Consider the following 26344-nt stretch of genomic DNA (forward strand, 5'->3'; position numbering starts at 1 on the left):
ATCCCATTCCTAGAGCCGGAAATTCTCCCGGAGGGTGGCAATGAGCAAGTCGATCGCTTCGCTACCACGGCCGCCGGCATCCCGCATCAAAACCACTTCGTGGTCCACGACGCGCGGCAGCTTGTCCAAGACTCTCATCTCTTCGCTCACCCGCGCGCGGTCCAACAGCGTGACCGCAAGCCCGGATTCGACGCATGCCTTGATGGCCTGACTCGAAGCGCTATCGAGTATTACCCGCCATTTTCGCCCGGCGCGTTCCAGCGCATTGGTCATCGCTGCACGATACGGGCAAGGCTCGGCATAAAGAGCCAACGGAAGCGGACGGCTCTCGTCCAGCGTGAACGCCGCGCTTCCGACCCATACCGGCGTAGTCACTGTCAGCACCTCAGCGGGCCTGCTTGCCTTGATAGGCTGAACCAATAGCGCCACATCGAGCTTGCCCCGGCCCACCTGGTCACGAAGTTTGAGACTTGGCGCGGTCCTCACTTCGAGCACGACGTTGGGCCACATTGTCGAAAAGCCGGGGAGAATGTCGCGAATCACATGCGATGCATATTCATCCGGCACACCCAGCACGACCCTCCCCGCCAGCGCTTTCCCATGAAAATCCTGCAAAACACGGTCGTGCGCGTTTAGTAGCTCACTCGTACTGGAAAGTAACCGCTTGCCGAGCACGGTGAGCGTCACCGCCTGATTGTCCCGATCGAGCAAGCGGCCGCCAGCAATCGCTTCGAGGCGCTGAATGTGAATGCTGATCGCGGCCGGGCTCTTGTGCACGAACTCCGCTGCCGAGCGAAATTTGCCGAGTCGCGCTACCGCGTGAAACGTGCGCAACAGTTCGATGTCGAGGACCGCTTCCATGGTGGTTTAACCGAATTGAACAAGATGCTCAGTATATTTTGATTTTCGAATCGTCGCGCACTGTCTACGCTAGGTGCATGACCAAGCTCTCGACACCTTGCCCGACATCCCGCCCGCTCGCACTGCGGCCGCTGCGCTTGCCTTTACCGGCATTGGAAGCGTTGATGATCGTCGCGTGGAGCTCCGGCTTCGTCGGCATGCGCTTTTCCGCCGACTACGCACCAGTTTTCCTCGTGGTGTTATGGCGTTGCGCGGCGGTCTCGCTTTGCCTGCTTCCGTTCGTGGCGCGCGAAATCATGCGCACGCCGCCCGCCGTGTTACTGCGGCACGGCGTGATCGGCTTATTCGCGATGGCGGGCTATATCGCTGGCATCGGAAAGGGCATTGAACTCGGGGTATCGGCGGGACTTTCTGCGCTGATCGCAAACCTTCTGCCTGTCGGTACGGTGGTGATTTCGTCCGTGTTTTTCAGCGAGCGTAGTTCACGCCGGACGTGGCTTGGCATGGCGCTGGGCGTGGCAGGCGTGCTATTCGTCAGTCGCGATGCTTTTACACTTGGTTCTGCTCCTGTGTGGGCGTACGGCCTGCCGGTGGCAGGCATGGCGTCCTTGGCCGTGGCTACGGTGTGGCAGCAACGCGCGTCCGGTCGTCTTGGCTCGCTAAGTCTATTGGCCACCCTTTGGCTCCATTGCAGCGTGACGTGCGTGGTTTTTCTCGGCCTGCAGACATTTCAAGGAAGCATCGCGCCGGTTGCCACCACGGGATTCGCCGCCAGCGTGGTCTGGACGGCGCTCCTCTCCACGCTTGGCGGATATGGTCTGTACTGGTTATGTCTGAAGCGTTCGTCAGCGGCGAGAGTATCGAGCGTCCTTTTCTTGAGCCCATCGGTCACGCTCGTATGGGCATGGGCCATGTTCGGTGAACCACTTTCCTGGTCGATGCTTGCCGGAACCGTCGTGGCGGCGATGGGAATCGTCTTGATGACGCGAACGCCTGTGCCGAGTTGACGGTCGACATTTCACATGACGCTGAAACATGCCGCAGTCGACTGTCGCAAAATGACTTGAGCATCATCTGCTTGTCCCTTGACCCGAAGGAGGACACGATGGCTCAACGCATCTTCCAGACAATCGAACCGAAGATTCTTTACTTCGGCACACCGGTCGCTCTGATCAGCTCGCTCAACGAGGACGGCACGACCAATCTCGCGCCGATGTCGTCGTTCTGGGCGCTCGGCTGGACGCTCATGCTCGGCTTGCTGGACGAGACAAAGACGGCTGAAAATCTCGAACGGCATGCGGAATGCGTGATCAATCTTCCGTCGCCGGAAATGTGGAAGCAGGTCGAAAAACTCGCGCCTCTGACTGGAAAGAACCCCGTCCCCGAGTTGAAGAAAAAGCAATTTCGCTTCGAGAAGTGCAAGTTCGAGGAAGCGGGGTTCACTCAGCTCGCCAGTGATTGCGTGAAGCCTTACCGCGTTGCTGAGTGTCCCATGCATCTGGAGGCTCGCGTGCGTCACATTCACCGAATGGGCGGCGAGCAACTTCAAGCGCTTGGCGGTGGCGTCGCCGCAGAAGTCGAGATCGTTCGCGTGCATGCAGACGAAGCCTTCGTCAAGAACATGCACCATATCGATGCCAAAAAATGGTCACCGCTGGTCTATAACTTCCGCCACTACTTTAGACTCGCCGATCACGAACTCGGAAAGACGTTCAGAGCGTGAGGGTCGAGCAAGGAACTCAGCCGCGTATCCGAACGACGAGACCGCAGACTGATACTTTCTTGCATACACGCCAGCCATTGGCCGCTCTTTGAAGATTCGCGCGAGACACCGGTGCAAGGTCAATTCCTTTCGCGGAAGCCGGAAACCCACGCGCGGTCTTCTGCCCACCGCTCATCCCCGGCCATCAACAAGGTTTTCCCTCCCCTACCTGTTCCGGGTGGGTTGCCTCCCACTGCTAGGTATTACCGTGACGTTACGAAACCGTCATTGGCATGCCGCCGCATGCGGCGAGGCCAGAAAAATACCAAGGAGACAACAATGCAACCCAGGTTCCTCGCGGCCGCTTCAGGCGCCGGCGACAGCGTCTTCCGGCGGGGCTGAGCATGATGTCTCCGCCCGATTTCCAGTCGCGCCCGGCATGGACCATGACCGTCATGCTGACGGCCCTCTCCCTCATCAATTTTCTCGACAAGATCGTGCTGGGTCTGGTGGCCGTGCCGCTGACGGCGGAACTTCATCTGTCGCCGCAGCAGTACGGCCTCGTCGCCGGCAGCTTCTTCTGGCTGTTTTCGGCTTCGACCGTCGTCGTCGGGTTTCTCTCCAACCGCATTGCGACGCGCTGGATTTTGCTCGCCATGGGGCTGGCCTGGGCGGTGCTGCAAGTGCCGCAGGCGCTGACCACGAGCGCACTCGGGCTGCTGGCTTGCCGGGTGATTTTGGGCGCGGCGGAAGGACCGTCGTTTCCGGTCTCCGTGCACGCGCTGTACAAATGGTTTCCCGATCGCAGACGCAATCTGCCGGTGGCTGTAATCAATCAGGGAGCCGCCGCTGGCATGTTGCTGGCCGGGATGCTGATTCCGCTCGTGACGAAGCAATGGGGCTGGCGCATGAACTTCGTGCTGCTCGGCGCAATAGGCATGATCTGGTGCGTGCTTTGGCTATGCTTCGGCCGCGAAGGACCGATCGACGAGAGACGATCAGCGCGCGGCAACCAGCGTACCGTTAATCAATCCGCGCTTGCCTCGTCGCAACGGCTTTCGTATCGCCGCATCCTGACGGACCGTTCGGTCCTCTCCGTGTTCGCGCTCGGCTTCACGGCCTACTGGACACTCGGACTCAGCCTGACCTGGCTGCCCACTTATCTCGAGAAAGGGCTTGGTTTCTCCGGCGTCGAGGCAGGCCGCTGCTTCGCGGCAGTGGTCGCCACGGCGGCGCCCGTGAACCTTGGCCTCAGCTGGATCTCGCAGCGCATGCTGGCAGGCGGCGCATCGAGCCGCCGGGCGCGGGTGCATCCAATCTGCCTGAGCGCCATGGCCGGCGCGCTGGTGTTCGTCTTGCTGATCCTGCTGAATGCGCCGCCCATTCAGAAAGTCGCGCTGCTAGCCATCGCCTGCGCGCTGCCGACACTGAGCTTCACGCTCGCGCCCGCCCTGCTCGCGGAGATAGTGCCGGATAGTCAACGCGGTGCGCTGGTCGCGATCCACACCGCGCTCGCAAGCCTCGGCGCCGCCATTGCACCGGCGGTGATGGGGCGGATCGTGCAGACCCACGGCGGCGGCACTAGCCATGCGTATGAACTCGGCTTCGTCGTGAGTGCCGTTTTGCTGCTTGCCGCCGCGCTCGCCGCGCTGCGCTGGCTTCGTCCCGAGCAGTCCGTGAAGACGTTGCAGCACGTGGCCGCCCGCGCCCCCGCCTGATGGACCTTGCCCCGAGGCCTCCCCACTGCCTTCCGGCGAACAAGCAGCGAAACACCGTGCTCATCTGAACCGCAAACCGAGCCATGAATAGACCTGAGAGAAACCAGCAGCCCGATACGAGCGCTGCGGAGTATGACTACATCGTCGTGGGCGCGGGATCGGCCGGTTGTGCGGTGGCGGCCAGACTGGCCGAAGATCCGTCGGTGAGCGTCGCGCTTCTCGAAGCCGGTCCCCATGACCACCACCTGAGCGTATGGGCGCCTATCGGCCTTGCGGTCACGGTGCGCAAGCACGGTCCGCGCAACTACGCCTACTACTCCGAGAAGCAGCCCGGTCTCGGCGGTCGCCCCTCCTTCCAGCCGCGTGGCCGGGGACTCGGCGGCAGTTCGTCGATCAACGGCATGGTGTACATCCGCGGGCACCGCTGCGACTACGACGCGTGGGCAAAGCTCGGCTGCACCGGCTGGAGCTACGACGACGTACTGCCCTATTTCCGTCGCAGCGAATGCAACCAGCGCTTCCTCGACGACAGCGGCGATCCCTGGCACGGCGGCACCGGCCCTCTGCACGTCAGCGACCTGCGCACGCCCAATCCGTTCTCCCGGCGTTTCGTCGCGGCCGCGCTGCAAGCCGGCTATCGCCCAAACGACGATTTCAACGGCGCGGAGCAGGAAGGCGCAGGGCTCTACCAGGTCACGCAATGGAATGGCGAACGGTGGAATGCCGCGCGCGCGTATCTGCATCGTGGCGACAAGCGCGACCCGAGCTTCAGCGGAGGTCGGCCGAATCTTGCCGTGCTCACCGACGCCCATGCGCTTCGTCTCGTCTTCAAGGGCAAGCGTGCAAGTGGCATTCACGTCGTGCGCGCGGGCGTCGAGCAAACCTTGCGGGCCCGCCGCGAGATCGTGCTCGCTTGCGGCGCGTTCAATTCGCCACAACTGCTGATGGCCTCCGGCATTGGTCCGGCCCAACATCTACGCAGCGTAGGCATCGACGTGATTCACGACCTGCCCGGCGTCGGCGAAAACCTGCAGGACCATCTCGACGTCATCGTCAACAAGCAGGTGAGGTCGACGGACCTCTATGGCTATTCAGCCGGCGGCTTCCTGCGTCTCATGTCCGAGATCGTGCGATACCGGCGCAACCGCACGGGCATGGTCAGCTCCAACTTCGCCGAAGCGGGTGCGTTCGTCAAGACGCGTCACGACCTTGCCGTGCCCGACGTGCAACTGGCCTTCGTGCTGGCGCTGCTCGGCGATCGCAACAAAAACAAGCGCTCGAAGCTCGGACACGGCTATTCCTGTCATGCATACGTCCTGCGGCCCGAGAGCCGCGGTCATGTTCGTCTGCGCACGGCCGACATGCGCGATGCTCCGTCGATCGACCCGCGCTTTCTCTCCGCCGAAGCGGACATGGACGCGCTCGTTGCGGGCGTCAAAATCGTGCGCCGCATCTATGCGCAACCCGCTCTGGCCGATGCAGGCGGCAAAGAAATGCTCACCGACGACTTCGGACCCGACGGCTCGAACGAAGACGCGGTCCGTGCGTTCGTGCGCAGTCAGGCCGACAGCGTCTATCACCCGGTCGGCACCTGCAAGATGGGCATCGACACGCAGGCGGTCGTCGATCCAAGCCTGCGCGTGCGCGGCATCGACGGTCTGCGCGTGGCGGACGCGTCGATCATGCCGACGCTCATCGGCGGCAACACGAACGCGCCGGCCATCATGATCGGCGAAAAGGCGGCGGACTTGATCCGCGCCGCAAACAGATAGATTCGGACAGCTTCAAATGGAGCATCACATGCAAGCAATCGAAACCGCACCCGCGTTCAACACAACGCACGCCGTACCCGAGAGATGGCCCTTCGCGGTGGAGCGTCACACGCCGACGATCGGCGCGACGATCGAAGGCGTCGACCTGCGCGATCCGCTCGACGACGACACCTGTCTCGCCTTGCGCCGCGCGCTGCTCGAATACAAGGTCCTGTTTTTCCGCGATCAGGACATCACGCCGTCCCAACATGTGGCGCTGGCGCGGCGCTTCGGCGAACTGGAGATCCACCCGGCGTTTCCGCATCACCCGGAGCATCCCGAATTGGTGATCCTCGGGCGCAACGAAACGCGCCGTGGACGCGAAAACATCTACCACTCGGATGTATCGTGGCGTGACATTCCGTCCATGGGTTCGATGCTGCGCTGCGTGCAATGCCCGGACGTGGGCGGCGACACGATCTGGATCAACATGGTCGCGGCCTATGCGAACCTTCCCGAGGAGATCAAGGCACGCATCGCTCATCTCGAAGCCGTCCACGACATTCTGCCGCTGTTCGGCACGGCGTTGCCGAAGGACCAGCATCCCGTCATGCGCCAGAAGTTTCCGCCGGTCACGCATCCGGTGGTGCGCGTGCACCCGGAAACCGGCGAGAAGGTTCTCTACGTCAATGAGGCCTTTACCACGCATCTATCGAACTACGGGCACGTGACGGCTGAGGCTTATCGCGTCGGCTTCGACTACAAGCTCGCCGAGATGGATCTGCTGCAATACCTGTTCCGTCAAGCTCAGGCGCCCGAATACCAGGTTCGTCTGAAGTGGAGGCCCAACACGATCGCCTTCTGGGACAACCGCGCCTGTCAGCACTACGCCGTGCAGGACTACTTCCCCGCGCCGCGCCATATGATGCGCGCCACGGTAATCGGCGACCGTCCGGTCGGCATAGCCTGAGGAGACGGCATGACAATATTGAACACGTTCTACATCGGCGGCGCGTGGGTCGAACCGTGCGCCGGCAGCACGCTGATGGATATCGTCGATCCCGTCACCGAGGAACCAACCGGCAAGCTCGCGATGGGCACGGCAGCCGATGCCGACCGCGCCGTGGCCGCGGCACGCGCTGCGTTCCCGGCGTGGTCAGCGACGAGCCGCGAGGAACGCATCGCCTTGCTCGAACGGGTGATCGAAAGGTATCGCGCCCGTCTCGACGATCTTGCCGACGCCGTGCGCCGCGAGATCGGCGCGCCCATCGCACTGTGCAGGCACTTGCAGGCGCCGATCGGCCTCGCGCAGCTTCAGGCGGCCCTTGAAACCCTGCGGCATTTCGAATTCGAGACGAATCACGGCAAGAGCGATGTACGCCGCGAAGCGATCGGCGTTGCCGCGCTCATCACCCCGTGGAACTGGCCTCTGAACCAGATCACCGCCAAGGTCGCGCCTGCGCTCGCGGCGGGCTGCACCATCGTGTTGAAGCCTTCCGAGATCGCCCCGTTCGACGCCGTCGTTTTCGCGGAAATCATGCATGAAGCGGGCGCGCCGGCAGGCGTCTTCAACATGATCTTCGGCGAAGGACGGGTCGTGGGCGAGCGATTGTCCGCGCATCGCGACGTGGACATGGTGTCGATCACCGGTTCGACGCGCGCTGGCATCGAAGTCGCCATGAGCGCCGCGCCGACAGTCAAGCGAGTCGCTCAGGAGCTTGGCGGCAAGTCGCCGCTCCTGATCCTCGACGACGCGGACCTCAAGGCCGCAGTGACGAGCGGCGTCGCACAATGCATGGCCAACTCGGGGCAGACGTGTGTCGCGCCCACCCGCATGCTGGTGCCGCGCGACCGTTACGAAGAGGCCGTGACGATTGCCGCCGCCGTTGCCAACGCAGTGACGGTTGGCGACCCGGCCGATCCGGCCACGAAGATGGGACCGATCTCCAACCGCGCCCAGTATGACAAAGTGCAGCGAATGATTCGCACCGGGCTCGAAGAAGGCGCGCGGCTCGCGGCGGGCGGCGTGGGCCGGCCGGAAGGCATCTCGCGAGGTTTCTATGCGCGCCCCACCGTCTTTGCCGATGTTCACAACGGCATGAAGATCGCGCGTGAAGAGATTTTCGGCCCTGTGCTGGTGGTGATCGCCTACGACGATGAGGAAGAAGCCATCGCTATCGCCAACGACACGGACTTCGGGCTTGCGGGTTATATCGCCACCGGCGATGCACAACGGGCCCGGCGCATCGCAACGCGGCTGCGCGTGGGATCGGTGCGGATCAATGGCGCCATGATGGACATCACCGTGCCCTTCGGCGGCTATAAAACTTCCGGCAACGGGCGCGAATGCGGAGCGGAAGGGCTGGCCGAGTTTCTGGAATGCAAGTCGGTCACTGCCTGACGGAACACGTGAATCGGTGGAAAGAAAGGCCTGCAGCACGAGGCCTTTCTCATGGCGCCGCCAAAGCGCCCTCAGATCGTGGACAAGGTCAGCGCGTTCTTCACTGACTTCACGCCCTCCACGCCTTCGGCCACTTGAGTGGCCAGTCCGATCTGCGCCTCTTCCGGTACGGTGCCTTCCAGTATCACCGCCCCTTCAGACGCGCGAACCGTGATGCTGGCCACCCGCAGCCCCCGAGTCTTGCTGAGTGCGCGGAGCACGCTCTTTTGCAACGCCCGGTCGGCCGCCTTGCTGGCTGCTTTGCTTGCCTTCGCATTCGATGCCGGCACGGAGGACGCGGCATAACTACTCTGAGCGTGCGCACCGGAAGACCCGCCTATGGAAGCCGCCAGCATGAAAGCAGCGCCGACGAGCCGCATCGCTTTAATCGATTGCATCAGGATTTCCTTTCTCTCTTTGGTTGTCGTGAACGAACCCCATCGTCAGAAACGATGTGTCATGCCAACGAGTCCCAGAACTTGTTTCGAGCCGCTGACGACTCCCGCCACGCCGGGCCAGCTCATGTTTGCGCTGCCGTTGTTCTTCACGTACCCGGCGCGCATATAAAAACTGGTGCGTTTCGAAATGTTGTGGTCGACGCCGACCTCGACACCGAGGCTATTGTCGTGAACGCCGCGCACGACGCGTTGAATGCCCGCAAGTTCAACGGTATCGAAAGGCGTGGCCTGAATCGTCGCGCCCAGCTCCATGATGCTGTACGAATGCACCAGAGTCCCGAGCGGCAGGCTCACCGCGGGCGTCACTGTTACCAGCGCGCCATCGGGCACATCCTTGGGGCGGTTGTAGGAATAGTTGAACTGGAAGTTCACGATGCCCAGCCGATACGCCAGCGCCCCGGTGAAATGTTCGGTCGCCATCAACGGGAACGATGTCAAGAGGGAAGGCGCGGCAGGCACCAGCGGCGCGGTCTCGTTCGAGCCGTGCTGATACTGATAGCCGACGCCCGCGTAAAAGCCGTAACCGGAATAGCTCGCGGCCAGGTCGAGCATGTTGCCTGAAGTGACGGTCACTGGCTGGGTCGTGGCAGACGCCAGCGCGTACATCGCATAGAGGTGAACGCCGCTCAGGTCGGGCGAGAGATAGACGATCGAACTGCTGGTTCGCCCGGACACGTACTGGGTCGCGAGAGTGGCGCGATCAGTGGCGCCGGCGAGATCGGCTGCGGCCAGCGGCGACAACGCTTCGTTGCCGCGGAACGGGTCCGTGAAATACACCGCCCAGAAGCTGGGCTGATATTGACGCCCGAAGCTCAACTGGCCGTAGGTGTCGTGCTTCAATCCCACCCAGGACTGCCGGTAGAACATGGCGGTGCTGTCGGCGAAGTAAGTGCCGTTATTCGTGTTGTACCCGCTCTCGACATCGAACACCGCCTTCAGCCCGTTGCCGAGGTCTTCCGAACCCTTCAGGCCGACCAGCGAACCTGTCGACCCGCCGCTTCGCTCGGCATATGAATGCCGTCCACCGTTATCCAGATACTGTACGAACACGTCCGCGACGCCGTACAGGGTCACGCTCGACTGCGCGGAAGCCGCCCCGGCGGCGAGCATCAAAACAGCCCCGAATACAGGTCTGATCCTGAAACGCATGCATGTCTCCCTTTGTCGTTCTGAATCCGGTGAACATGAGCAATGCCAAGGTGTGTCGACCGTGGCCAGCCAACACGCATCGAGCCGATGCCGCGGATCGCCACGTCGGCGCGCGGGCCCAAGATCGACGTCTCTGTTGTCGCGAGTCAATATTGCAAGGACCGCCAGACGGAACCACTACCCGAACCGAGGGGGGACGGGAATACCCCGAGCGAGGCAAGGGCGAGCGGCCTCGACGCCTACCCGAAAGAGGGGGCGGCAAAAGCGCGCCGCGCCGTTACGCTCGACAGAACCGGTCATCAGCGTGCCGATGCTCCCGGGCATTGGTTCTTGCATGACCCATGCATTGATCTGCTGCACTTATCCTTGAGCGAGGTGGCAATGTCCGCGATCCGATCCATGCCCGTCACGCGGCGGCCTGTGCATACCCGACGCATCGAGTGTGCGGGTTATGAAAGAAGCGACGGCCTGTTCGATATTGAAGGCCACATGATCGACACCAAGGCCGACGACGCCAATCTGATCTTCAAGGTCGTGCCGGCCGGCTCGCCAATTCACGACATGCGTATCGTCGTGACCGTCGACAGCAGGCTCGTGATCCATCGCATAGAGGCTCGCACCGAGGCCGCGCCAAGCCGCTATTGCGCGGAGATCAACGCGGCCTACGCGTGCCTCGCGGGCGTGGCAATCGGCGCGGGATTCATGAAGGAAGTAAGACGCCGCCTTGCCGGGACAAGCGGTTGCACGCATCTGAGCGAACTGCTCGGGCCAATTGCGACGACCGCTATCCAGACGCTCATAGGCTTGCGCGCCAGCGGAAAGGTCCGTCAAGAGCAGTCCGACCAAGCCGACATGCCAATGCTCGACACCTGCCATGCGTGGCGCGCGGACGGCGAGGTCGTGCGTTTCGTCTCCCGGCGCAAGCGCGAGCGCGAAGCTTCTCAGACTGTTCCTTCACGCGCCGGTAAAATATCGTAGTTGCATGATCTCGACCGCCCCGCCCCGGCGTGAAAATCCGCGACTAGCGCTGCGCTACAATAAGCCGGTCATCATTTTGTCTTCTGGCAGGCGCCGCTCAGGCGCCTAACCGGAACGCGCAAGGCGCAGGTCAGCATGCCGCAGAATTCTCCTTTCGAGGACCGTCCGCTCTCGCGCCGCCTGCAAAACGGCAGGATCGAACCCAACACCGAATCCCGTCTGGTCGCACCGCGCGGCGCCGCACGCATCGTTGCGCGCGAGCGCTTGCTCGCCCGGTTGCTCGACGCGCGCCGCAGTCGTTGCGTGATTCTTCAAGGTCCCGCCGGTTGCGGCAAAACGAGTGTCGTGATTGCGTGGCGCGAGGCTTTACTGTCGCTCAGTTTCGACATCGCGTGGCTCACCCTCGCACCGGAAGACAACGACCTCGCCCACTTTTTCGATTGCCTCGTCGCCAGCCTCGCGCACGTCGACCCCGCCATCTCCCGCGAAGCCGGGCTGCTGGGCGGTCGTGGACTGGATGACGAAGCCGTCGAACGCACCGTCATCGCGCTCGTGCGCGGCATCGCCGGTCATCCCGGAGACGTCGTGCTGGTGCTCGACGACCTGCATCATCTCGCCAACGCACGCAGTCACGAAGCGTTGCAGTGGCTCCTCGATTACGCGCCGCCCAACCTTCACCTCGTGCTCGTTTCGCGTGGCAGCGTGCCACTCTCGCTTGGCCGGACGCGCGACGAGGGACTCGTGCTCGAACTGGACATGCGCGATCTTCGCTTCACCGCTGCGGAATCCGAACAATTCCTGAGAGAGCAGCTCGGTGAAATCAATCCGCGAGATGCCCGCTACACGCATGAGCAGACGGATGGCTGGGTCGCCGGCCTGCAACTGTGCGCGATGCGCTTGAAAAAGAGAAAACCAGGCGCGGCGGATATCGCCGGGGCCGATCTCTCGACGCACGGTAGGCTTCAGGACGCGCGCGGCCTTACCGAGTACTTCGAGCGGGAAGTGTTGTCGCGCCTTGCGCTCGCCGAGGTCGAGTTGCTGATTCGAATTTCGGCCTGCACGCTGTTTTGCGCGCCGCTGTGTATTGCCTTGCTCGGAGACGAACAGACAGCGGGCGAAGTGCGCGTGCGGCTGGCGAGACTTGAAAGCGACAACCTCTTCATTGCGCCGATCGAAAGCGCGGGCAGCGAAACGTGGTATCGGCTCAACCCGCTCTTTCGCGAGACCCTGCTGGAACGCTTTCAGGCGCGCAGCGAAGTGCATCGACGTGCCGTGCATCGGGCGGCATGGACCTGGTTTCGCGATCACGATCATCCCGACGAGGCGGTGCGCCACGCATTGCTCGCGGGCGAAGCGGCCGCCGCGGCCGATCTCGTCCAGCGCGTTGCCCGCACCATGCAGGTCGCCGGGAAACTGCGCAAGCTCGTCGGGCTCATGCGGCTGCTCCCATGCGTCGAGGTTCAGGCTCGCATCGGTCTGCGGCTTCTGATGGCGCATCTGCATCTGTATGCGCGCGAATTCGGCGCCTGCGCGGCGGCCATCGCGCGACTGCACGACGACATTCCTTTCGCCGACACTCAATCGCGCTACCGCCTGGCTCTTTTGCGCACGGCGCTCGCCGTGCAACGCGACGACCCCGACGCCGCCGCCTTGATGTTGCCGCAACTGCTGGACATTCCCACCGACGCGGACAGTCTCGCGACGGGCGCGCGCACCAACCTGCTCTCGTGGATCCACATGCGCCACGGCGCGTACGAAGAGGCGCGGCGCGTGCAGACGCAGTCGGCGCAACTGCTCTTCGAAGGCGCACCGCTTTCCGGCACGCCAGCGGGCGCGCTGAACGGCCGCTGCATGATCGGATTCAGCCATGCGCTGGAAGGCAGGTTCGTACAGGTCGAGCGCATTGCCCGCGACGTACTCTGCAAGGCCGACAGACTCGGCAGTGCGGCCGCCGAAGCCGCATGTTTCGCCGCCGCGTTGCTGGCCGAAGCGCTCTACGAGTTCGGCGAACCCGGCGCCGCGCGCAAGCTGCTTGAAGAGCGTATCGACGTGCTGGAGCGTGTCTCCATCCCCGACTCCGTGCTGCGCGTGTTCACCGTGCTTTCGGCGGTGCACTGGACGACCGGGCATCGGCTGAACGCGTTCGCATACCTCGAACGGCTTGAACGATACGCGACGCAACACGGCCTCGTGCGGCTCGTCGCTCATGCCGTGGCAGAACAGACGCGGCGTCATCTGTCATGCGGACAGTTCGACGCGGCGCAAGCGGGACTGACCCGCCTCGACACGATGGCCGCGCACAGCGACGCCGCCCCTTCCACGACCGTCGCGGAGATTCGGGCGATGGCGGCACGCGGGCAGATCGACTGGTGCATGGCGCACGAAGACTGGGAAAGCGCGGCACTGCGTCTGCAATCGCTCATTCCGTTTTACGAAGCGCACGGCTGGCAGCGGCACGTTGCCTGTCTGCAAATGCAGTCGGCATTGGTCGATGAGCGGCGCGGCCGACCGGACGCGGCGCGCGTGGCCGTGCTGGCCGCATTGCGGCGCGGACACCGGCTCGGTCTCATACGCAGTTTGCTCGATACGGACCCCGGCGCCCTCGATCTCATCACTCATGTCGAGCAGAGTGAACCGCACGATCCCGTGCTTTCCTTTTACGTGGACCGATTGCATGCCGCGCAACAAGGCGCGCCGCGCAGCGGTGCCAAGCCGGCCGCGCGGCTCAACAACGCGGGCGGGAGCATCGACACGTTGAGCGAACGCGAAACGCGCGTGGTTGGATTGCTGGCGCACGCGCTGCCGAATAAAAAAATCGCGCGCACGCTCGGCATTTCGCCCGAAACCGTCAAGTGGCATCTGAAGAACATCTACGGGAAGCTCGGCGTGGCAAGCCGCGACGAAGCGGTCGCCCGCGTGCGCGATCTCGAACTGAGCAACGCGACGCTGGGCAGCGCCGCCAGTGGAGCAGGCTGACGAGCCCTGACTCGTTCTTGCGCAGCCACGCCACCCGCCTTGGGTGGTTCCGTCGCAGCCGCAACGCACTATCCTTCGATTCAAGGGGTAGTGCGTAATCATTGCGCACACAAAACTCCACGAAATAACGCCGGTGCGCGCCGCGGTGCGCACTGAAGCCAAGGAGACAGGCGTAAATGAGTACGCTGATGGATGACGTATCTGCAGTAGCGCCTTATCGTCCCGTGCGTTTCCCGGAGCGCCGGCCGCACATCGAGCACCGTCCCGACGGCACGCTTATCCTCAGTTCGGCGAGCGCGCCGCCGGTCATTGCCGAGCGCAGCTTTGCCGCGTTCATTCCCGCGTGGGCCGAGCGTCGCGGCGACGACACGGCATTCGCCGAGCGCGATGCAACGGGCGCATGGCGCACCATTAGCTGGCGCGAACTGTGGGTACAAGTCCAGACGGTTGCCGCTGCGCTGCTCGAAATGGGACTGGGTCAGCAGCGTCCCGTGATCCTGCTATCAGGCAATTCGATCGAGCAGGCGGTATTGCTGCTCGCGGCCGAATACGTCGGCATTCCGAGTGCGCCGGTGTCGCCTGCTTATTCGCTCGTCAGCCGGGACTTCGCGCGTCTCAAAGGCGTGCTGCGAATGGTTCCGCCCGCCACGGTGTTCGTGCAGGATGCGGCGCAGTTCGCGCGCGCGCTTGCCGCTCTCGCCGCTTCGGGCGTCGCGGGCACATCGATCATCACCGTGTGCAACGCCGCGCCCGGCCACCGCACCTGGGCCGATTTGCTCGCCAGCGGATTGACGCACGCGCGCAGCGCCGCCGTCGCGGCAGCGCATGCATCGATCGACGGCGCCCACACCGTTCGCGTGCTGTTCACCTCGGGCTCGACTGGTGTTCCGAAGGGCGTGCCGCTCACCTACGGCAACTTCAGGGCAGTCGCGTCCTACTACGCCGACAACCTCGGCTGGCTGCTGGAATCGCCACCGGTCTTTCTCGACTGGCTGCCCTGGCATCACGGTCTGGGCGGCGTGCTCAATCTCGGCCGTTCGATCCAGTTCGGCGCGACCCACTATATCGACGACGGCCGGCCGCTTCCGGGCCTGATCGAGCGCACGGTTCGCAATCTGCGCGACGTCTCGCCCACCGTGTTCACGAGTGTTCCCTCGGCGTGGGCCGTACTGGCGGGCGAACTCGAACGTGACCCCGTGCTCGCGCGGAGCCTGTTCGCCGACGTCCAGTATTTCGGCTATGGCGGGGCCAGCCTTCCCGCCGACGTGTGGAATCGCATCCAGCGCGTCGCCGTCGATACCATCGGCCGGCGCATCGTCTTTTCGACCGGTCTCGCCTGCACGGAAACGAGCGGCATGGGCACCTATTGTGGCTGGCCGTCGAAAGACCTCGGTAACATCGGCGGCCCGGTTCCCGGCTCCGAAGTGAAGCTGGTGCCGCTCGACGGCGGCGACGGACGCTACGAGATCCGCATGCGCGGCGCGAATGTCTTCGGCGGCTATCTCGACAATCCGGAACTGAGCGCGGCCGCGTTCGATTCAGAAGGATTCTTCCGCCTCGGCGACGCCGTCCGTCTGGCCAATCCGGAAGACGCGGGCGAAGGCCTGCTCTTCGCCGGCCGCGTGGTCGAAGACTTCAAGCTCACCAACGGCACCTGGGTACGCACGGGCGCCGTCCGTCTCGGTCTGCTCGAACTGTGCGCCCCGCTCATTTCGGACGCGGTGATCTGCGGTCACGATCACGACTATCTCACCGCGCTTGCATGGCCGAACGTGGCCGCCTGCAAACGGCTCGCCCCCGAGCTTGCCGAACTGGACGCGGAAGCGCTCGCCCGGCATCCGCTCGTGGTGGCCGCGCTGCGCGAACGCCTCGTCACTCAGCGAGGCGGTGGCGCCAGCCGCACCATCGAACGCGTGATGCTGATGGCGGAACCGCCTTCCATCGACGCCAACGAGATCGCCGAAAAAGGCTACGTCAATCAGGCCGTCACCCGCGCGCGGCGCGCTCATCTGATCGAGCCTCTCTTTCACGCCGAGCCGGCCGCGCATATCGCCTGCGCACGGTAAGCCTCACACCCGGATCAGGCGGATCTTTTCTCAGGAACTTAGTCATGCACATTACTCGAACCGTCTTCCGCGACGATCACGAAATGCTGCGCACCAGCGTGCGCCGCTTTCTGGAACGGGAATGCGTTCCGAAACAGGCCGAATGGGACAAGACCGGCCGCGTCGATCGCGAAACCTGGCTGAAGGCGGGCCGTGAAGGACTGCTGTGCCTGACGCTGCCAGCCGAATACGGCGGAGGCGGCGGCGATTTCGGGCATGCGGCCGTGCTCAACGAGGAAGTGAATCGCGCGGGCCTGAGCGGGCTGGGCTTCGGCGTTCACTCGGACGTCATCGCGCCTTATATCGCGCGCATCGGCAGCGAAGAGCAAAAGCAGAAGTGGCTCCCCAAAGTCTGCTCGGGCGAGGCGATTCTCGCCATCGCAATGACCGAACCGGGTACCGGCAGCGACCTCAAGTCCGTGCGGACGAGCGCCGTGCGCGATGGCGACGAGTACGTCATCAACGGCAGCAAGACCTTCATTAGCAATGGTCTGAATGCCGACCTGATCATCGTGATCTGCAAAACAGACCCGAGCGCGGGTTCGAAGGGCGTGAGCCTGATCGTGGTCGAGGCAACTCGTGCGGGATTTCGCCGTGGCCGCAAGCTCGACAAGGTCGGCATGCACGGGCAGGACACCGCCGAGTTGTTCTTCGACGACGTGCGCGTTCCGGTCGCCAACCGTCTCGGCGAGGAAGGTCAGGGCTTTGCCTACCTGATGGGTGAACTGCCGCAGGAGCGCTTGTCCATCGCCATCGGCGCGGCGGCGAAGCTCGAAGCCTGCCTCGAACATACGCTGAACTATGTGAAGGACCGCCGCGCCTTCAATCAGACCGTATGGGACTTCCAGAACACCAAATTCAAGCTTGCCGACATCAAGGCCCAGGCCACGGCCGTGCGCCTGATGGTCGATCACTATCTGGCCGAGCACGTGCGCCGTCGCCTGACGCTCGAAGAAGCCGCCATCGCCAAGCTCTACGCCACCGAGACACTTGGCAAGGCGCTCGACGAGATGGTGCAGCTTCACGGCGGCTATGGCTACATGCTCGAGTACCCCGTCGCACGCGCCTTCGCCGATGCGCGCGTGAACCGCATTTATGGCGGCACGAGCGAGGTCATGCGCGACCTCATCTCCCGCAAGCTGTAAGTCGAACCTTCTTTTCCACGGAGCAGTGATATGACTCGTAACGTCTTCGTCGCCGGCGTCGGCATGATCCCGTTCAAGAAACCCGGCACCAGCGACACCTACGACGTGATGGGCGCCGGCGCGGTACGCCAGGCACTGGCCGATGCCGGGCTCGACTACGCCGACGTCCAGCAGGCCTACGCCGGTTACGTCTACGGCGATTCGACCTGCGGTCAGAAAGCGCTCTACCGCGTGGGCATGACCGGCATTCCGGTCATCAACGTCAACAACAACTGTGCAACCGGTTCGTCGGCGTTGTTCCTCGCCCGTCAGGCCGTCCAGAGCGGCGCGGTGGACTGCGCGCTTGCGGTCGGCTTCGAATTCATGCAGCCGGGCGCGCTGTCATCGAAGTGGAGCGACCGCGCACCGGCGCTCGAACGCGCGCTGGATCTGGTCAACGAACTGGTCGACCGAACCGATCTGCCGTCTGCCATCCGCCAATTCAGCGGCGCGGGCCGGGCGCACATGGAGAAGTACGGCACCCGCCTCGAAACCTTTGCCAGGATTCGCGCGAAGGCGAGCCAGCATGCGGCGCGCAATCCGCTCGCCGTGTTCCGCAATGTCGTGACGCCGGAAGACGTGCTGGCCTCGCCGATGATCTGGGAAGGCGTGCTGACGCGCCTGATGGCCTGTCCGCCGACTTGCGGGGCAGCTGCGGCGATCGTCGTGTCGGAGGCGTTCGCGCGGCGGCACGGCTTGCGCACCGACGTGCTGATCGCCGGCCAGTCTCTCACCACCGACGAGCCGAGCACTTATGACAGCCGCGACATGATCCGCGTGGTCGGCTTCGACATGACGCGCTCCGGCGCGAAGCTCGCGTACGAGCAGGCAGGCGTCGGTCCCGAAGACATCGACGTAATCGAATTGCACGACTGCTTCGCGCAGAACGAGTTGTTGACCTACGAGGGCCTTGGTCTGTGTGCCGAAGGCGATGCGGAAAAACTCGTCAACGACGGCGACAACACATACGGCGGCAAGTGGGTGGTCAATCCCTCGGGCGGGCTCTTGTCCAAGGGTCATCCGCTCGGCGCGACCGGCCTTGCTCAGTGCTACGAGCTGACCCATCAGATGCGCGGCACGGCCGACGAACGTCAAGTGAAAGGCGCGAAGGTCGCGCTGGCGCATAACCTCGGGCTCGGCGGCGCGTGCGTCACGACCGTGTACAAGGCCGCCTGATGCCGCGCCTTCCGATGGAGTATCCGACATGATCGACAAGAAGCACATCGGCCTGGTGATTCCGGCCTTTCGTACCGTGGCCGAAGCGGGACGACTGCGCTTTTTCGCGAAGGCGATCGGCGAGACCAACCCGATCTATTTCGATGAATCGGCGGCGCGCGATGCCGGCCACCCCGGCCTGCCACTGCCGCCCACCTTCCTATTTTCACTGGAACTCGAGCAGCCCGATAAAAGCTGGCGCGACGAGATCGGCATTCAGGTCGCGCGCATCCTGCACGGCGAGCAGTCGTTCACCTATCACCGTCTGGCCTATGCGGGCGACGTGCTGCGCTTCGAGTGCCGCATCGCCGACATCTACGACAAGAAAGGCGGCGCGCTCGATTTCGTGGTGCGCGAAACGCGTGTGACCAACCAGCATGGCGAGCATGTCGCGGATCTGCGCAGCGTGCTCGTGCATCGCAACGGCTGAGGAGAAACCCGAATGACACCATTGAGTTTCGATGACATCGAGGTGGGCGACATACTGCCGCCGCTCACGCTGGCGCCCGTCGACCGCACGATGCTGGCGCTTTTCGCAGGCGCATCCGGCGATCACAACGCGGTGCACATCGACCTCGATTTTGCACGGCGTGCCGGCATGCCCGACGTCTTTGCGCACGGCATGTTGTCGATGGCCTGGCTCGGCCGCCTGCTGACGCTGTGGACCGACCAGCGCAATCTGCGGCACTTCGGCGTGCGCTTCGTCGGCATCACGCAACTGGGACACCGGATCACGTGCAGCGGACGGGTCGTCGACAAATCCGAGGCGAATGGCGAACGTCTCGTGAAGGTCGAGATCCAGACCACCAATCAATACGGCGAGCCGCGCGTCCTGGGTGACGCGTCGATCGCACTGTAGTTTCGTTTCATCAAGGAGATAGACATGGGTAAGCTCGACGGCAAGGTAGCGCTCGTCACCGGTTCCGGACGTGGTATTGGCCGCGCCATCGCGGAGAAACTGGCAAGCGAAGGCGCGCGTCTCGTGATCAACGACCTCGACGCCGAGCCGGCGCACGAAACGGTCGAGGTTTTGAAGAAGATGGGCACGCAGGCCGTCGCGGTCGTCGGCAACGTAAGCGCGCCCGACTTCGCCGACCGCTTCATCGGCACGGCGATGAACACGTTCAAGGGCATCGACATCATCGTCAACAATGCCGGCTATACGTGGGACGACGTGGTCCAGAAGATGACCGACGAACAGTGGTACGCGATCATCGACTGTCACATGACCGCGCCGTTTCGCATTCTGCGCGCCGCCTATCCGCATGTGAAGGCGTTGCATGCCGCCGACAAGGAAGCCGGCCGCGACGTATATCGCAAGGTCGTGAATATTTCGTCGGTATCGGCGCTCACCGGCAATGCCGGGCAGATGAACTATTCGTCGGCGAAAGCGGGCGTGATCGGCATGACGCGTGCGCTGAGCCGCGAGTGGGGGCGCTTCAACGTCAATGTCAACTGCGTGGCGTTCGGGCTGATTCACACGCGCATGACGAAGGCGGATGCGGATTCCGGCGCGACGGTCAGGATCGAAGGGCGCGATATTCGCGTGGGCGTGAATGCGGAGCGGCTGAAAGCGCACGCGATGAGCAATCCGCTGGGACGCGGGGGCACGCCGGAAGAAGCGGCTGGCGGCGTCTATCTGTTTTGCTCGCCCGAGTCGAACTACATCACGGGGCAGACGGTGGCGGTAGCCGGCAATCTGCAGTGATGCGGGCAGTGACATGAACGCGCAACGGTCCGGCTCGAAGCCGGACCGTTTTTTTTTGCTACCGCGTATGACTCGGACGGGCTCAGCCCTCTGCCTGAAAGCCGACCCCGTGAAGGCGCATGCGATCGATGGCGGCGTCGTCGAACCCCCAATCGTGCAACGCACGCAGCCCCCCTTCACCGCGTTGCGGCGCGGCGCGCGTGACTTTCGAAGGCGTGCGAGAAAAACGCGGTGCGGGTGCAGGCTGAACCACGCCAGCCACCTCGACGAAACTGCCGCGCGCCTGATGCTGCGGATGAGCCGGCGCCTCCGAAAAGCTCAAAACCGGTGCGACACACGCGTCGCTACCTTCGAACACGGCGCACCATTCATCGCGCGTGCGTTCGAGAAAGGCCGCCGCAAAGCGTTCGCGCAGGACCGGCCAGCCGCTGCGATCGTGCTGCTCCGGCAATTCCGCGTCCGCGAGGCCGAGCTTCGTGAGGAGTTCGGCATAGAACCGCGACTCGACCGCGCCGACCGTCATGTATTGACCATCGCGAGTGCGGTAGCTGTCGTACCAGGGCGTGCCGCCATCCAGCAGATTGCTCTCGCGCTCCTCGCGCCAGTTGCCCGAAGCGAGCATGCCCCAAAAGATCGAACCCAGTTGCGCCGCGCCTTCGATCATCGCGGCATCGACTACCTGACCTTCGCCGCCACGCTGAACGTCGAAGAGCGCCGCCACCACGCCCAGCGCGAGAAGCATGCCGCCACCGCCGTAGTCGCCGACAAGATTCAGCGGCGGCACCGGCGCTCCGTCGGCGCGGCCGATGCCGGACAGCACGCCGGACAGCGCGATGTAGTTCAGATCGTGCCCCGCGCGCGCGGCGAGCGGACCCGTTTGCCCCCAACCGGTCATGCGTCCATACACGAGTCGCGAGTTGCGCGACAGTGCGGCCTGCGGGCCGAGCCCAAGGCGTTCCATGGTGCCGGGCCGAAAGCCTTCGATCAGCACATCGGCGCGGGAAATAAGATCCAGCGCGGCTTCGGCCGCTTCGGGTTGCTTCAGATCCAGCGTAACCGAACGACGACCGCGCCCCGTGACATCGGCACGGTTGCCGTTGGTCTTCGGACCCAGATCGGCGTGCGGACGGGGCCGGTCGACTCGCAAGACATCCGCGCCCATGTCGGCCAGCAACATGGCGCCGAACGGCCCCGGACCGATTGCCTCGAATTCCAGCACGCGTACACCGCTCAAAACACCCATCGTCCCTCCCTTTTCGATTTTGCATGACGGTGCGTTCGGCGCACCGCGGTAGATCGGCTTTCCGTCTTCCGGATGACGGCCTCGATTCAGTGGAAGTAAGCCAGAATGCAGGAGAAGCGGCACCCCCCTGGCCGGGTGGAAGGCTTCGCTGCCTGACTTCGTCAGTTGACGGCGCGCGCCCTGCCCGCCCAGCATGCCGCGCGGAGTTCGCGCTTGAGGATCTTGCCCGCGCCCGACAAGGGCAGCCGCTCCCGAAACTCGATCGTTCTGGGACATTTATAGCCGGCGATGAACGCGCGGCAATGCCTGCGTATCTCTTCTTCGCTGGTCGTTTCGCCGGGCTTGCACACGATCACGGCGTGGACCGCTTCGCCCCACATGTCATGCGGCACGCCTATCACCGCACACGCGGCGACCGCGCCGTGAAGTGCGATCACGTTTTCGACCTCGGCGGAATAGACGTTTTCGCCGCCGCTGACGATCATGTCCTTAAGCCGGTCGACGATGTACAGATAGCCTCGGTCGTCCATATACGCGCCGTCGCCAGTATGCAGCCAGCCGCGACGTAAGGCCTGCGCGGTTTCCTCCGGCTTGTTCCAGTAGCCCGCCATTACGTTCGGTCCGCGCACGACGAGCTCCCCTACCGTACCGCGCGGCACTTCCTGGCCCTGCACATCGACCACTTTCACCAGCAGTCCGGGCAGCCCACGGCCGATGGAGCGATAAAGGCCGCTCCTTCTCGCCGCGTCATCGTGATTGGCGGGCGGATTGACGGAGATGCTGGGACAGGCCTCGGTCATGCCGTACGAATGCGCCAGTTCGACACCCGGCAGGCATTCGATCACGCGATTCAGCAACGGCTCGGGAATAGGCGACGCGCCATAGGTGAGGCGCCGCAAGCGCGACAAATCGGCCTGGGCAAAATCTGGGTGATTCAAGACGGCCTGGATCATCGTCGGCACGAGCAGGGTTTCGCTGACGTGCTCCTGATCGATTGCCTTCAAGACTTCGCGCGCGTCGAAGGCGGGAATGATCACATGCGCCTCGCCCGCAACGAACTGCACGAGCGCACGCCCCAGAGCCGCGACATGAAAAAACGGCGCGGCGTGCAGCACCGCGGTCCCGGCGAGCGGCGCCGATTCCGCGATCCGCATGATGCACGACGACCACATGTTCAGATGCGTCTGCATCACCCCTTTCGGAACACCGGTGGTGCCGCCGGTGTACATGATACAAGCGAGGTCGGCGCCGCTGCGACCGATGTCCTCCATCGGCGCGGCTGCCGCGATCAGGGCGTCGAACGACAGCATGCCGTCCGGCGCCGCGCCATCGCCTGCGTGAATCAGTATTGGAACGGTTCGCACGAGGCGGCATACGTCGCGCGCGGCCTCGAGGTGCTGGTCATCCACGATCAGGATGCGCGTGTCGCAATCGTTCAACGAATAGGCGATCTCCGCGGCGCTCCAGCGAATATTGACGGGATTGAGCACGCCGCCGCCCCACCAAACGCCCATCGCATACTCGAGGTAGCGGTCAGAATTCAGCGCCAGCATGCCGACCCGCTCGCCCTCCGTCAGGCCGAGTTCGACCAGAGCCGACGCAAGCCGCGCGACGCGATCGCCGAATTCACGAAAGGTCCGCCTGCGCCCTTTGAACGATACCGCCGTCCGGTCCGGGTTCTGCCGAAGCGAGCGATGAAGGCCCTGAGTCAACTGCATGCTGTCTTCCCTCTGCCGGCGCGTTATCCGTTGAACGACGGCTGCCGTTTGTCGATGAAAGCGGACACGGCTTCGCGGTGATCGTCCGTTTGATGAGCCAACGCCTGATAAGCCGCCGACATCTCCAGCAGCGTGTCGAGCCGGCAATGCATGCCTTCGCGCAGCAGCCGTTTGGCAAGGCGCACCGCATGCGGCGGATTGGCCGCGATGTCCTCGGCGAGGGCGCGCGCGGTTGCAAGCAGCGTGTCATGCGCAACGACGCGCGATACGAGATTCCATTCGAGCGCCTGCTGGGCGCTGATCACCCGGCCGGTGAAGGTCAGTTCCGCCGCCCGCGACAGTCCGATGATGCGTGGCAGGAGCCACGCGCCACCATCGCCGGGAATGATGCCAAGCCGGACAAAACTTTCGGCGAACTTTGCGTGTTCCGACGCAATGCGTATATCACACATGCAGGTGAGATCCAGTCCGGCGCCGATTGCCGCGCCATTTACCGCCGCGATGACAGGCACTTCCAGATTGAAGAGCGCGAGCGGCAACTGTTGAATGCCTCGCCGGTACTCCTGACGGATCTCCACGCCTGACATGGACCCCGATGCATGCCGCTTCATGTCATGGACGTTGCCGCCCGAAGAGAAGGCCGTTCCGGCACCGGTCAGGATCACGGCCCGCACCGAGCGGTCCGTCTCGATCCGCCTGATCGCGTCGAGGAATTCGTCCACCGCCGTGTTGCCGGTCAGCGGATTGCGGCGCTCGGGCTCGTTCATCGTCAGCGTGACGATATGACCGTCCTGCTCGTACTTCAGAAAGTCGTTCATGGAATGTCCGGTCGTTATTAGAAGCCGTCGTCTCCGGCCGTTTTGTCTCAGGCCGTTTTGTCTCAGGCCCTCGTCTCAGGCCCGTCACTCAGGCTGTTTCGAGCGGCGCGGTTCGTGCGAAGTCGGCGATCGTGGGGGTCATCCGCGCGAGCGCCGCCTCGCCGACCACGCAATTCCAGTACGCCTCGGAACCGTCGGCCATGCGCCATTCGTGCAGTCGGCGCGTATAGAGCTGCAGGTCGTACTCCGCGGTCACGCCGATAGCCCCGTGCAGCGCGTGAGCGGTGGACGCCACCAGCGGCACCGCCATGCTGGTGCGCGCCTTGGCGATCGCCGTCGCGAGCCGCGCCGGCACAGGACCGGCGCCGGAAAACGCCAATTCGGCTGCAATTGCCGCCGCGCTCGTGTGCTGGGCCATCACACTCAACTGATGTTGCACCGCCTGAAACTTGCCGATGGACTTGCCGAATTGAGACCGGTCGTTGCAGTACCGAAGCGTCATGCCGAATACACGATCCATCGCACCGGAGATGGCTGCCGCGTGAATGGCCGCGCTGAACACAGGCACTTCCCCGCCGCTTCGACCGAGCGGCGCGGGAACGCGGTCGCCGCGCCATGTCAGGGTTGCGCACGGGCTGCCCCGCACGCCGCCCGGCTCGCGTGCGGCATGGTTCGCGTCGAGCAGAAGCAGATCGCCATCGAGATTCGCGAGCACATATTCACAGATGGTCCCGAACGGCGTGGCGGGCGCCTCCAACGAATGGTGCTCATCGTCAAGTCGTCGGCAGCGGCCCGCCAGCGTGATCATGCCGGCTGGAGCCGCAATGCCGCTCTCGCGCAACAACGCCCGCGCCGCGATGCTCTGCGCCACCGGCGCGGGCGTGGCGAACCGCCCCAGCGTGACGAAGACAGGCGCGAGCGCGGACAGTGCAAGCCCGGCACCGCCCGCGCTTTCCGGCGTCAGCAGTTCCAGAAAGCCGGCTTCTTCCAGAGCAGCCCAGACGGCCGAGGGCGAGCCACCGTTTTCGATGGCCCTGATGGCACCCGGAGTCGCGTAATCGCGCAGAATGGCCTCGATTGCTTCCGTGAACATGGGAGTCTTTCCTGATGCATGAAAATTAGCGCAAGCCCAGGCCGCGCGCGATCATGCCGCGCAGCACTTCGCGCGTGCCGCCGCGCAACGAGAATGCAGGGGAAACTTGACTGAGATAGGCCAGCGTCCGGTACAGCTCGGGTGCGATGGACCGTGCCGGATCGGCCGTGATCGCGGCTTCCAGCAGCGCGGGTATGGTCTGCTCGAACTCGGTGCCGATGTCCTTCACCAGGGCGGCCTCGACCACGGGGCTCTCGCCGCGCGCGAGCCGCGCCGTCACCGCAATGGACATGCAACGCAATGTCGCCAGTTGCGCGACGAGGCTGCCAAGCAAAGCAAGGTCAGCGGGTTTCGCGCTCTCTCTTCGCAAATGGGCGACCCAGCTATCGAGCAGCACGACGCTCGAATAAAGCCGCTCCGGGCCGCTACGTTCGAACGCGAGTTCCGCGGTCACCTGTTCCCAGCCTGCGCCTTCCTCGCCGATCAGCGCTTCGTCGTTGAGGAAGACATCGTCGAAGGTCACTTCGGAGAAGTGCGCGTCGCCCGTGAGGTCCACGATAGGCCGCACATTCACGCCCGGCAACGTGAGATCCACGATGAACTGCGACAAACCCTTCTGGCGATCCTCCGGCGCTCCCGACGAACGCACGAGCGCGATCATGTACTGACAGTGCTGTGCATTGGTCGTCCAGATCTTGCGGCCGTTCAGCCGCCAGCCGCCTTCACTGCGTACCGCGCGGGTTCGCACGCTGGCGAGATCCGAGCCCGCGTTGGGTTCGCTCATGCCGATGCAGAAAAACGCCGACGCGGCGCAAATGCGCGGCAGGTAGAAGTCCTTCTGCGCCTGCGTTCCGTAGCGCAGGATCAATGGACCGCTTTGCCGGTCCGCGATCCAGTGCGCGGCCACCGGTGCGCCAACGGCAAGTAATTCTTCCACCAGCACGAACCGTCGAAACGCATCCATTCCCGCGCCACCGTAACGCGTGGGCAGCGTGAGCCCGACCCAGCCGCGCGCGGCGAGCCGACGGCTGAATGCGGCATCGAAGCCCATCCATGAACGGGCGCGGACGTCGGCCGCGGCGGGCGGCAGATGTTCCGCGATGAACTCCTTCACTTCCGCGCGGAAGGCTTCGGCCTCGATGGGCAACGCCGTTAGATGAAAGGCATCCAGCAGATTACTCACGTCTCGCTCCCCGTGTTTGCATGACAGACGTCCGATGAACGGCG

The 26344-nt window shown here is 63.9% G+C and carries 22 protein-coding genes; 14 read left to right on the top strand and 8 right to left on the bottom strand.

Going from position 1 to position 26344, the window contains the following annotated elements:
• Window positions 1–9: 9 nt before the first annotated feature.
• Window positions 10–861, bottom strand: a complete 852-nt coding sequence (locus tag ACYQ47_RS11420; RefSeq protein WP_250468201.1) for a LysR substrate-binding domain-containing protein — start codon at window positions 859–861, stop codon at window positions 10–12.
• Between the two features lie 77 nt (window positions 862–938).
• On the opposite strand from ACYQ47_RS11420, the gene ACYQ47_RS11425 reads away from it, so the two are divergent.
• The 6 genes from ACYQ47_RS11425 to ACYQ47_RS11450 all read left to right on the top strand — a co-directional run bounded on the left by ACYQ47_RS11425 (window position 939) and on the right by ACYQ47_RS11450 (window position 8433).
• The gene (locus ACYQ47_RS11425) at window positions 939–1868 is read left to right on the top strand and encodes a DMT family transporter (RefSeq protein WP_459905435.1); all 930 of its coding nucleotides are present in this window, start codon (window positions 939–941) and stop codon (window positions 1866–1868) included.
• Between the two features lie 98 nt (window positions 1869–1966).
• Window positions 1967–2584, top strand: coding sequence for a flavin reductase family protein (locus ACYQ47_RS11430; protein WP_250468200.1), 618 nt, complete (start codon window positions 1967–1969; stop codon window positions 2582–2584).
• A 383-nt stretch (window positions 2585–2967) separates the two neighbouring features.
• Window positions 2968–4281, top strand: a complete 1314-nt coding sequence (locus ACYQ47_RS11435; RefSeq protein WP_250468199.1) for an MFS transporter — start codon at window positions 2968–2970, stop codon at window positions 4279–4281.
• An 83-nt stretch (window positions 4282–4364) separates the two neighbouring features.
• The gene (locus ACYQ47_RS11440) at window positions 4365–6053 is read left to right on the top strand and encodes a GMC family oxidoreductase (protein ID WP_459905436.1); all 1689 of its coding nucleotides are present in this window, start codon (window positions 4365–4367) and stop codon (window positions 6051–6053) included.
• A 28-nt stretch (window positions 6054–6081) separates the two neighbouring features.
• On the top strand, window positions 6082–7002 hold the full coding sequence (locus ACYQ47_RS11445; RefSeq protein WP_250468197.1) for a TauD/TfdA dioxygenase family protein: 921 nt from the start codon (window positions 6082–6084) through the stop codon (window positions 7000–7002).
• Between the two features lie 9 nt (window positions 7003–7011).
• Entirely contained in the window at window positions 7012–8433 is a 1422-nt protein-coding gene (locus ACYQ47_RS11450; protein WP_250468196.1) for an aldehyde dehydrogenase family protein, read from the top strand.
• Between the two features lie 71 nt (window positions 8434–8504).
• Here the strand turns inward: ACYQ47_RS11450 and ACYQ47_RS11455 are convergent, their stop codons facing one another.
• Both ACYQ47_RS11455 and ACYQ47_RS11460 read right to left on the bottom strand, forming a co-directional pair.
• Complete coding sequence (locus ACYQ47_RS11455; protein WP_459905437.1) at window positions 8505–8870, bottom strand: BON domain-containing protein; 366 nt, start codon at window positions 8868–8870, stop codon at window positions 8505–8507.
• Between the two features lie 45 nt (window positions 8871–8915).
• Window positions 8916–10079: a porin gene (locus tag ACYQ47_RS11460; protein ID WP_309847916.1), complete on the bottom strand. Its 1164-nt coding sequence runs from the start codon at window positions 10077–10079 to the stop codon at window positions 8916–8918.
• Between the two features lie 87 nt (window positions 10080–10166).
• On the opposite strand from ACYQ47_RS11460, the gene ACYQ47_RS11465 reads away from it, so the two are divergent.
• The 8 genes from ACYQ47_RS11465 (at window position 10167) to ACYQ47_RS11500 (ending at window position 20245) form a co-directional block, all read left to right on the top strand.
• On the top strand, window positions 10167–11057 hold the full coding sequence (locus ACYQ47_RS11465) for a DUF2889 domain-containing protein (RefSeq protein WP_250468193.1): 891 nt from the start codon (window positions 10167–10169) through the stop codon (window positions 11055–11057).
• Between the two features lie 135 nt (window positions 11058–11192).
• A complete protein-coding gene (locus ACYQ47_RS11470; protein ID WP_250468192.1) occupies window positions 11193–14033 on the top strand; it encodes a LuxR C-terminal-related transcriptional regulator in 2841 nt (946 codons plus the stop codon).
• 176 nt (window positions 14034–14209) lie between these two features.
• Window positions 14210–16099: a feruloyl-CoA synthase gene (locus ACYQ47_RS11475; protein ID WP_250468191.1), complete on the top strand. Its 1890-nt coding sequence runs from the start codon at window positions 14210–14212 to the stop codon at window positions 16097–16099.
• A 44-nt stretch (window positions 16100–16143) separates the two neighbouring features.
• The gene (locus ACYQ47_RS11480) at window positions 16144–17283 is read left to right on the top strand and encodes an acyl-CoA dehydrogenase family protein (RefSeq protein WP_250468190.1); all 1140 of its coding nucleotides are present in this window, start codon (window positions 16144–16146) and stop codon (window positions 17281–17283) included.
• A 30-nt stretch (window positions 17284–17313) separates the two neighbouring features.
• Entirely contained in the window at window positions 17314–18498 is a 1185-nt protein-coding gene (locus ACYQ47_RS11485; RefSeq protein ID WP_250468189.1) for a lipid-transfer protein, read from the top strand.
• Between the two features lie 28 nt (window positions 18499–18526).
• Complete coding sequence (locus tag ACYQ47_RS11490; RefSeq protein ID WP_244830295.1) at window positions 18527–18967, top strand: MaoC family dehydratase N-terminal domain-containing protein; 441 nt, start codon at window positions 18527–18529, stop codon at window positions 18965–18967.
• Window positions 18968–18979: 12 nt separating this feature from the next.
• Window positions 18980–19396 (top strand): MaoC family dehydratase, encoded by a 417-nt coding sequence (locus ACYQ47_RS11495; RefSeq protein WP_459905438.1) that lies wholly within the window; start codon window positions 18980–18982, stop codon window positions 19394–19396.
• Between the two features lie 24 nt (window positions 19397–19420).
• Window positions 19421–20245, top strand: a complete 825-nt coding sequence (locus ACYQ47_RS11500) for an SDR family NAD(P)-dependent oxidoreductase (RefSeq protein WP_250468187.1) — start codon at window positions 19421–19423, stop codon at window positions 20243–20245.
• A gap of 82 nt (window positions 20246–20327) precedes the next feature.
• Here ACYQ47_RS11500 and ACYQ47_RS11505 read toward each other — a convergent pair whose 3' ends face one another.
• The 5 genes from ACYQ47_RS11505 to ACYQ47_RS11525 all read right to left on the bottom strand — a co-directional run bounded on the left by ACYQ47_RS11505 (window position 20328) and on the right by ACYQ47_RS11525 (window position 26300).
• The gene (locus tag ACYQ47_RS11505) at window positions 20328–21488 is read right to left on the bottom strand and encodes a CaiB/BaiF CoA transferase family protein (protein WP_459905439.1); all 1161 of its coding nucleotides are present in this window, start codon (window positions 21486–21488) and stop codon (window positions 20328–20330) included.
• 161 nt (window positions 21489–21649) lie between these two features.
• Window positions 21650–23206: a long-chain-fatty-acid--CoA ligase gene (locus tag ACYQ47_RS11510; RefSeq protein WP_459905440.1), complete on the bottom strand. Its 1557-nt coding sequence runs from the start codon at window positions 23204–23206 to the stop codon at window positions 21650–21652.
• Window positions 23207–23229: 23 nt separating this feature from the next.
• Window positions 23230–24024 (bottom strand): crotonase/enoyl-CoA hydratase family protein, encoded by a 795-nt coding sequence (locus tag ACYQ47_RS11515; protein ID WP_459905441.1) that lies wholly within the window; start codon window positions 24022–24024, stop codon window positions 23230–23232.
• An 88-nt stretch (window positions 24025–24112) separates the two neighbouring features.
• On the bottom strand, window positions 24113–25117 hold the full coding sequence (locus ACYQ47_RS11520) for an acyl-CoA dehydrogenase family protein (protein WP_459905442.1): 1005 nt from the start codon (window positions 25115–25117) through the stop codon (window positions 24113–24115).
• 25 nt (window positions 25118–25142) lie between these two features.
• A complete protein-coding gene (locus ACYQ47_RS11525) occupies window positions 25143–26300 on the bottom strand; it encodes an acyl-CoA dehydrogenase family protein (RefSeq protein ID WP_459905443.1) in 1158 nt (385 codons plus the stop codon).
• Between the last annotated feature and the right edge of the window lie 44 nt (window positions 26301–26344).

It is taken from the genome of Caballeronia sp. HLA56, from assembly GCF_054655155.1.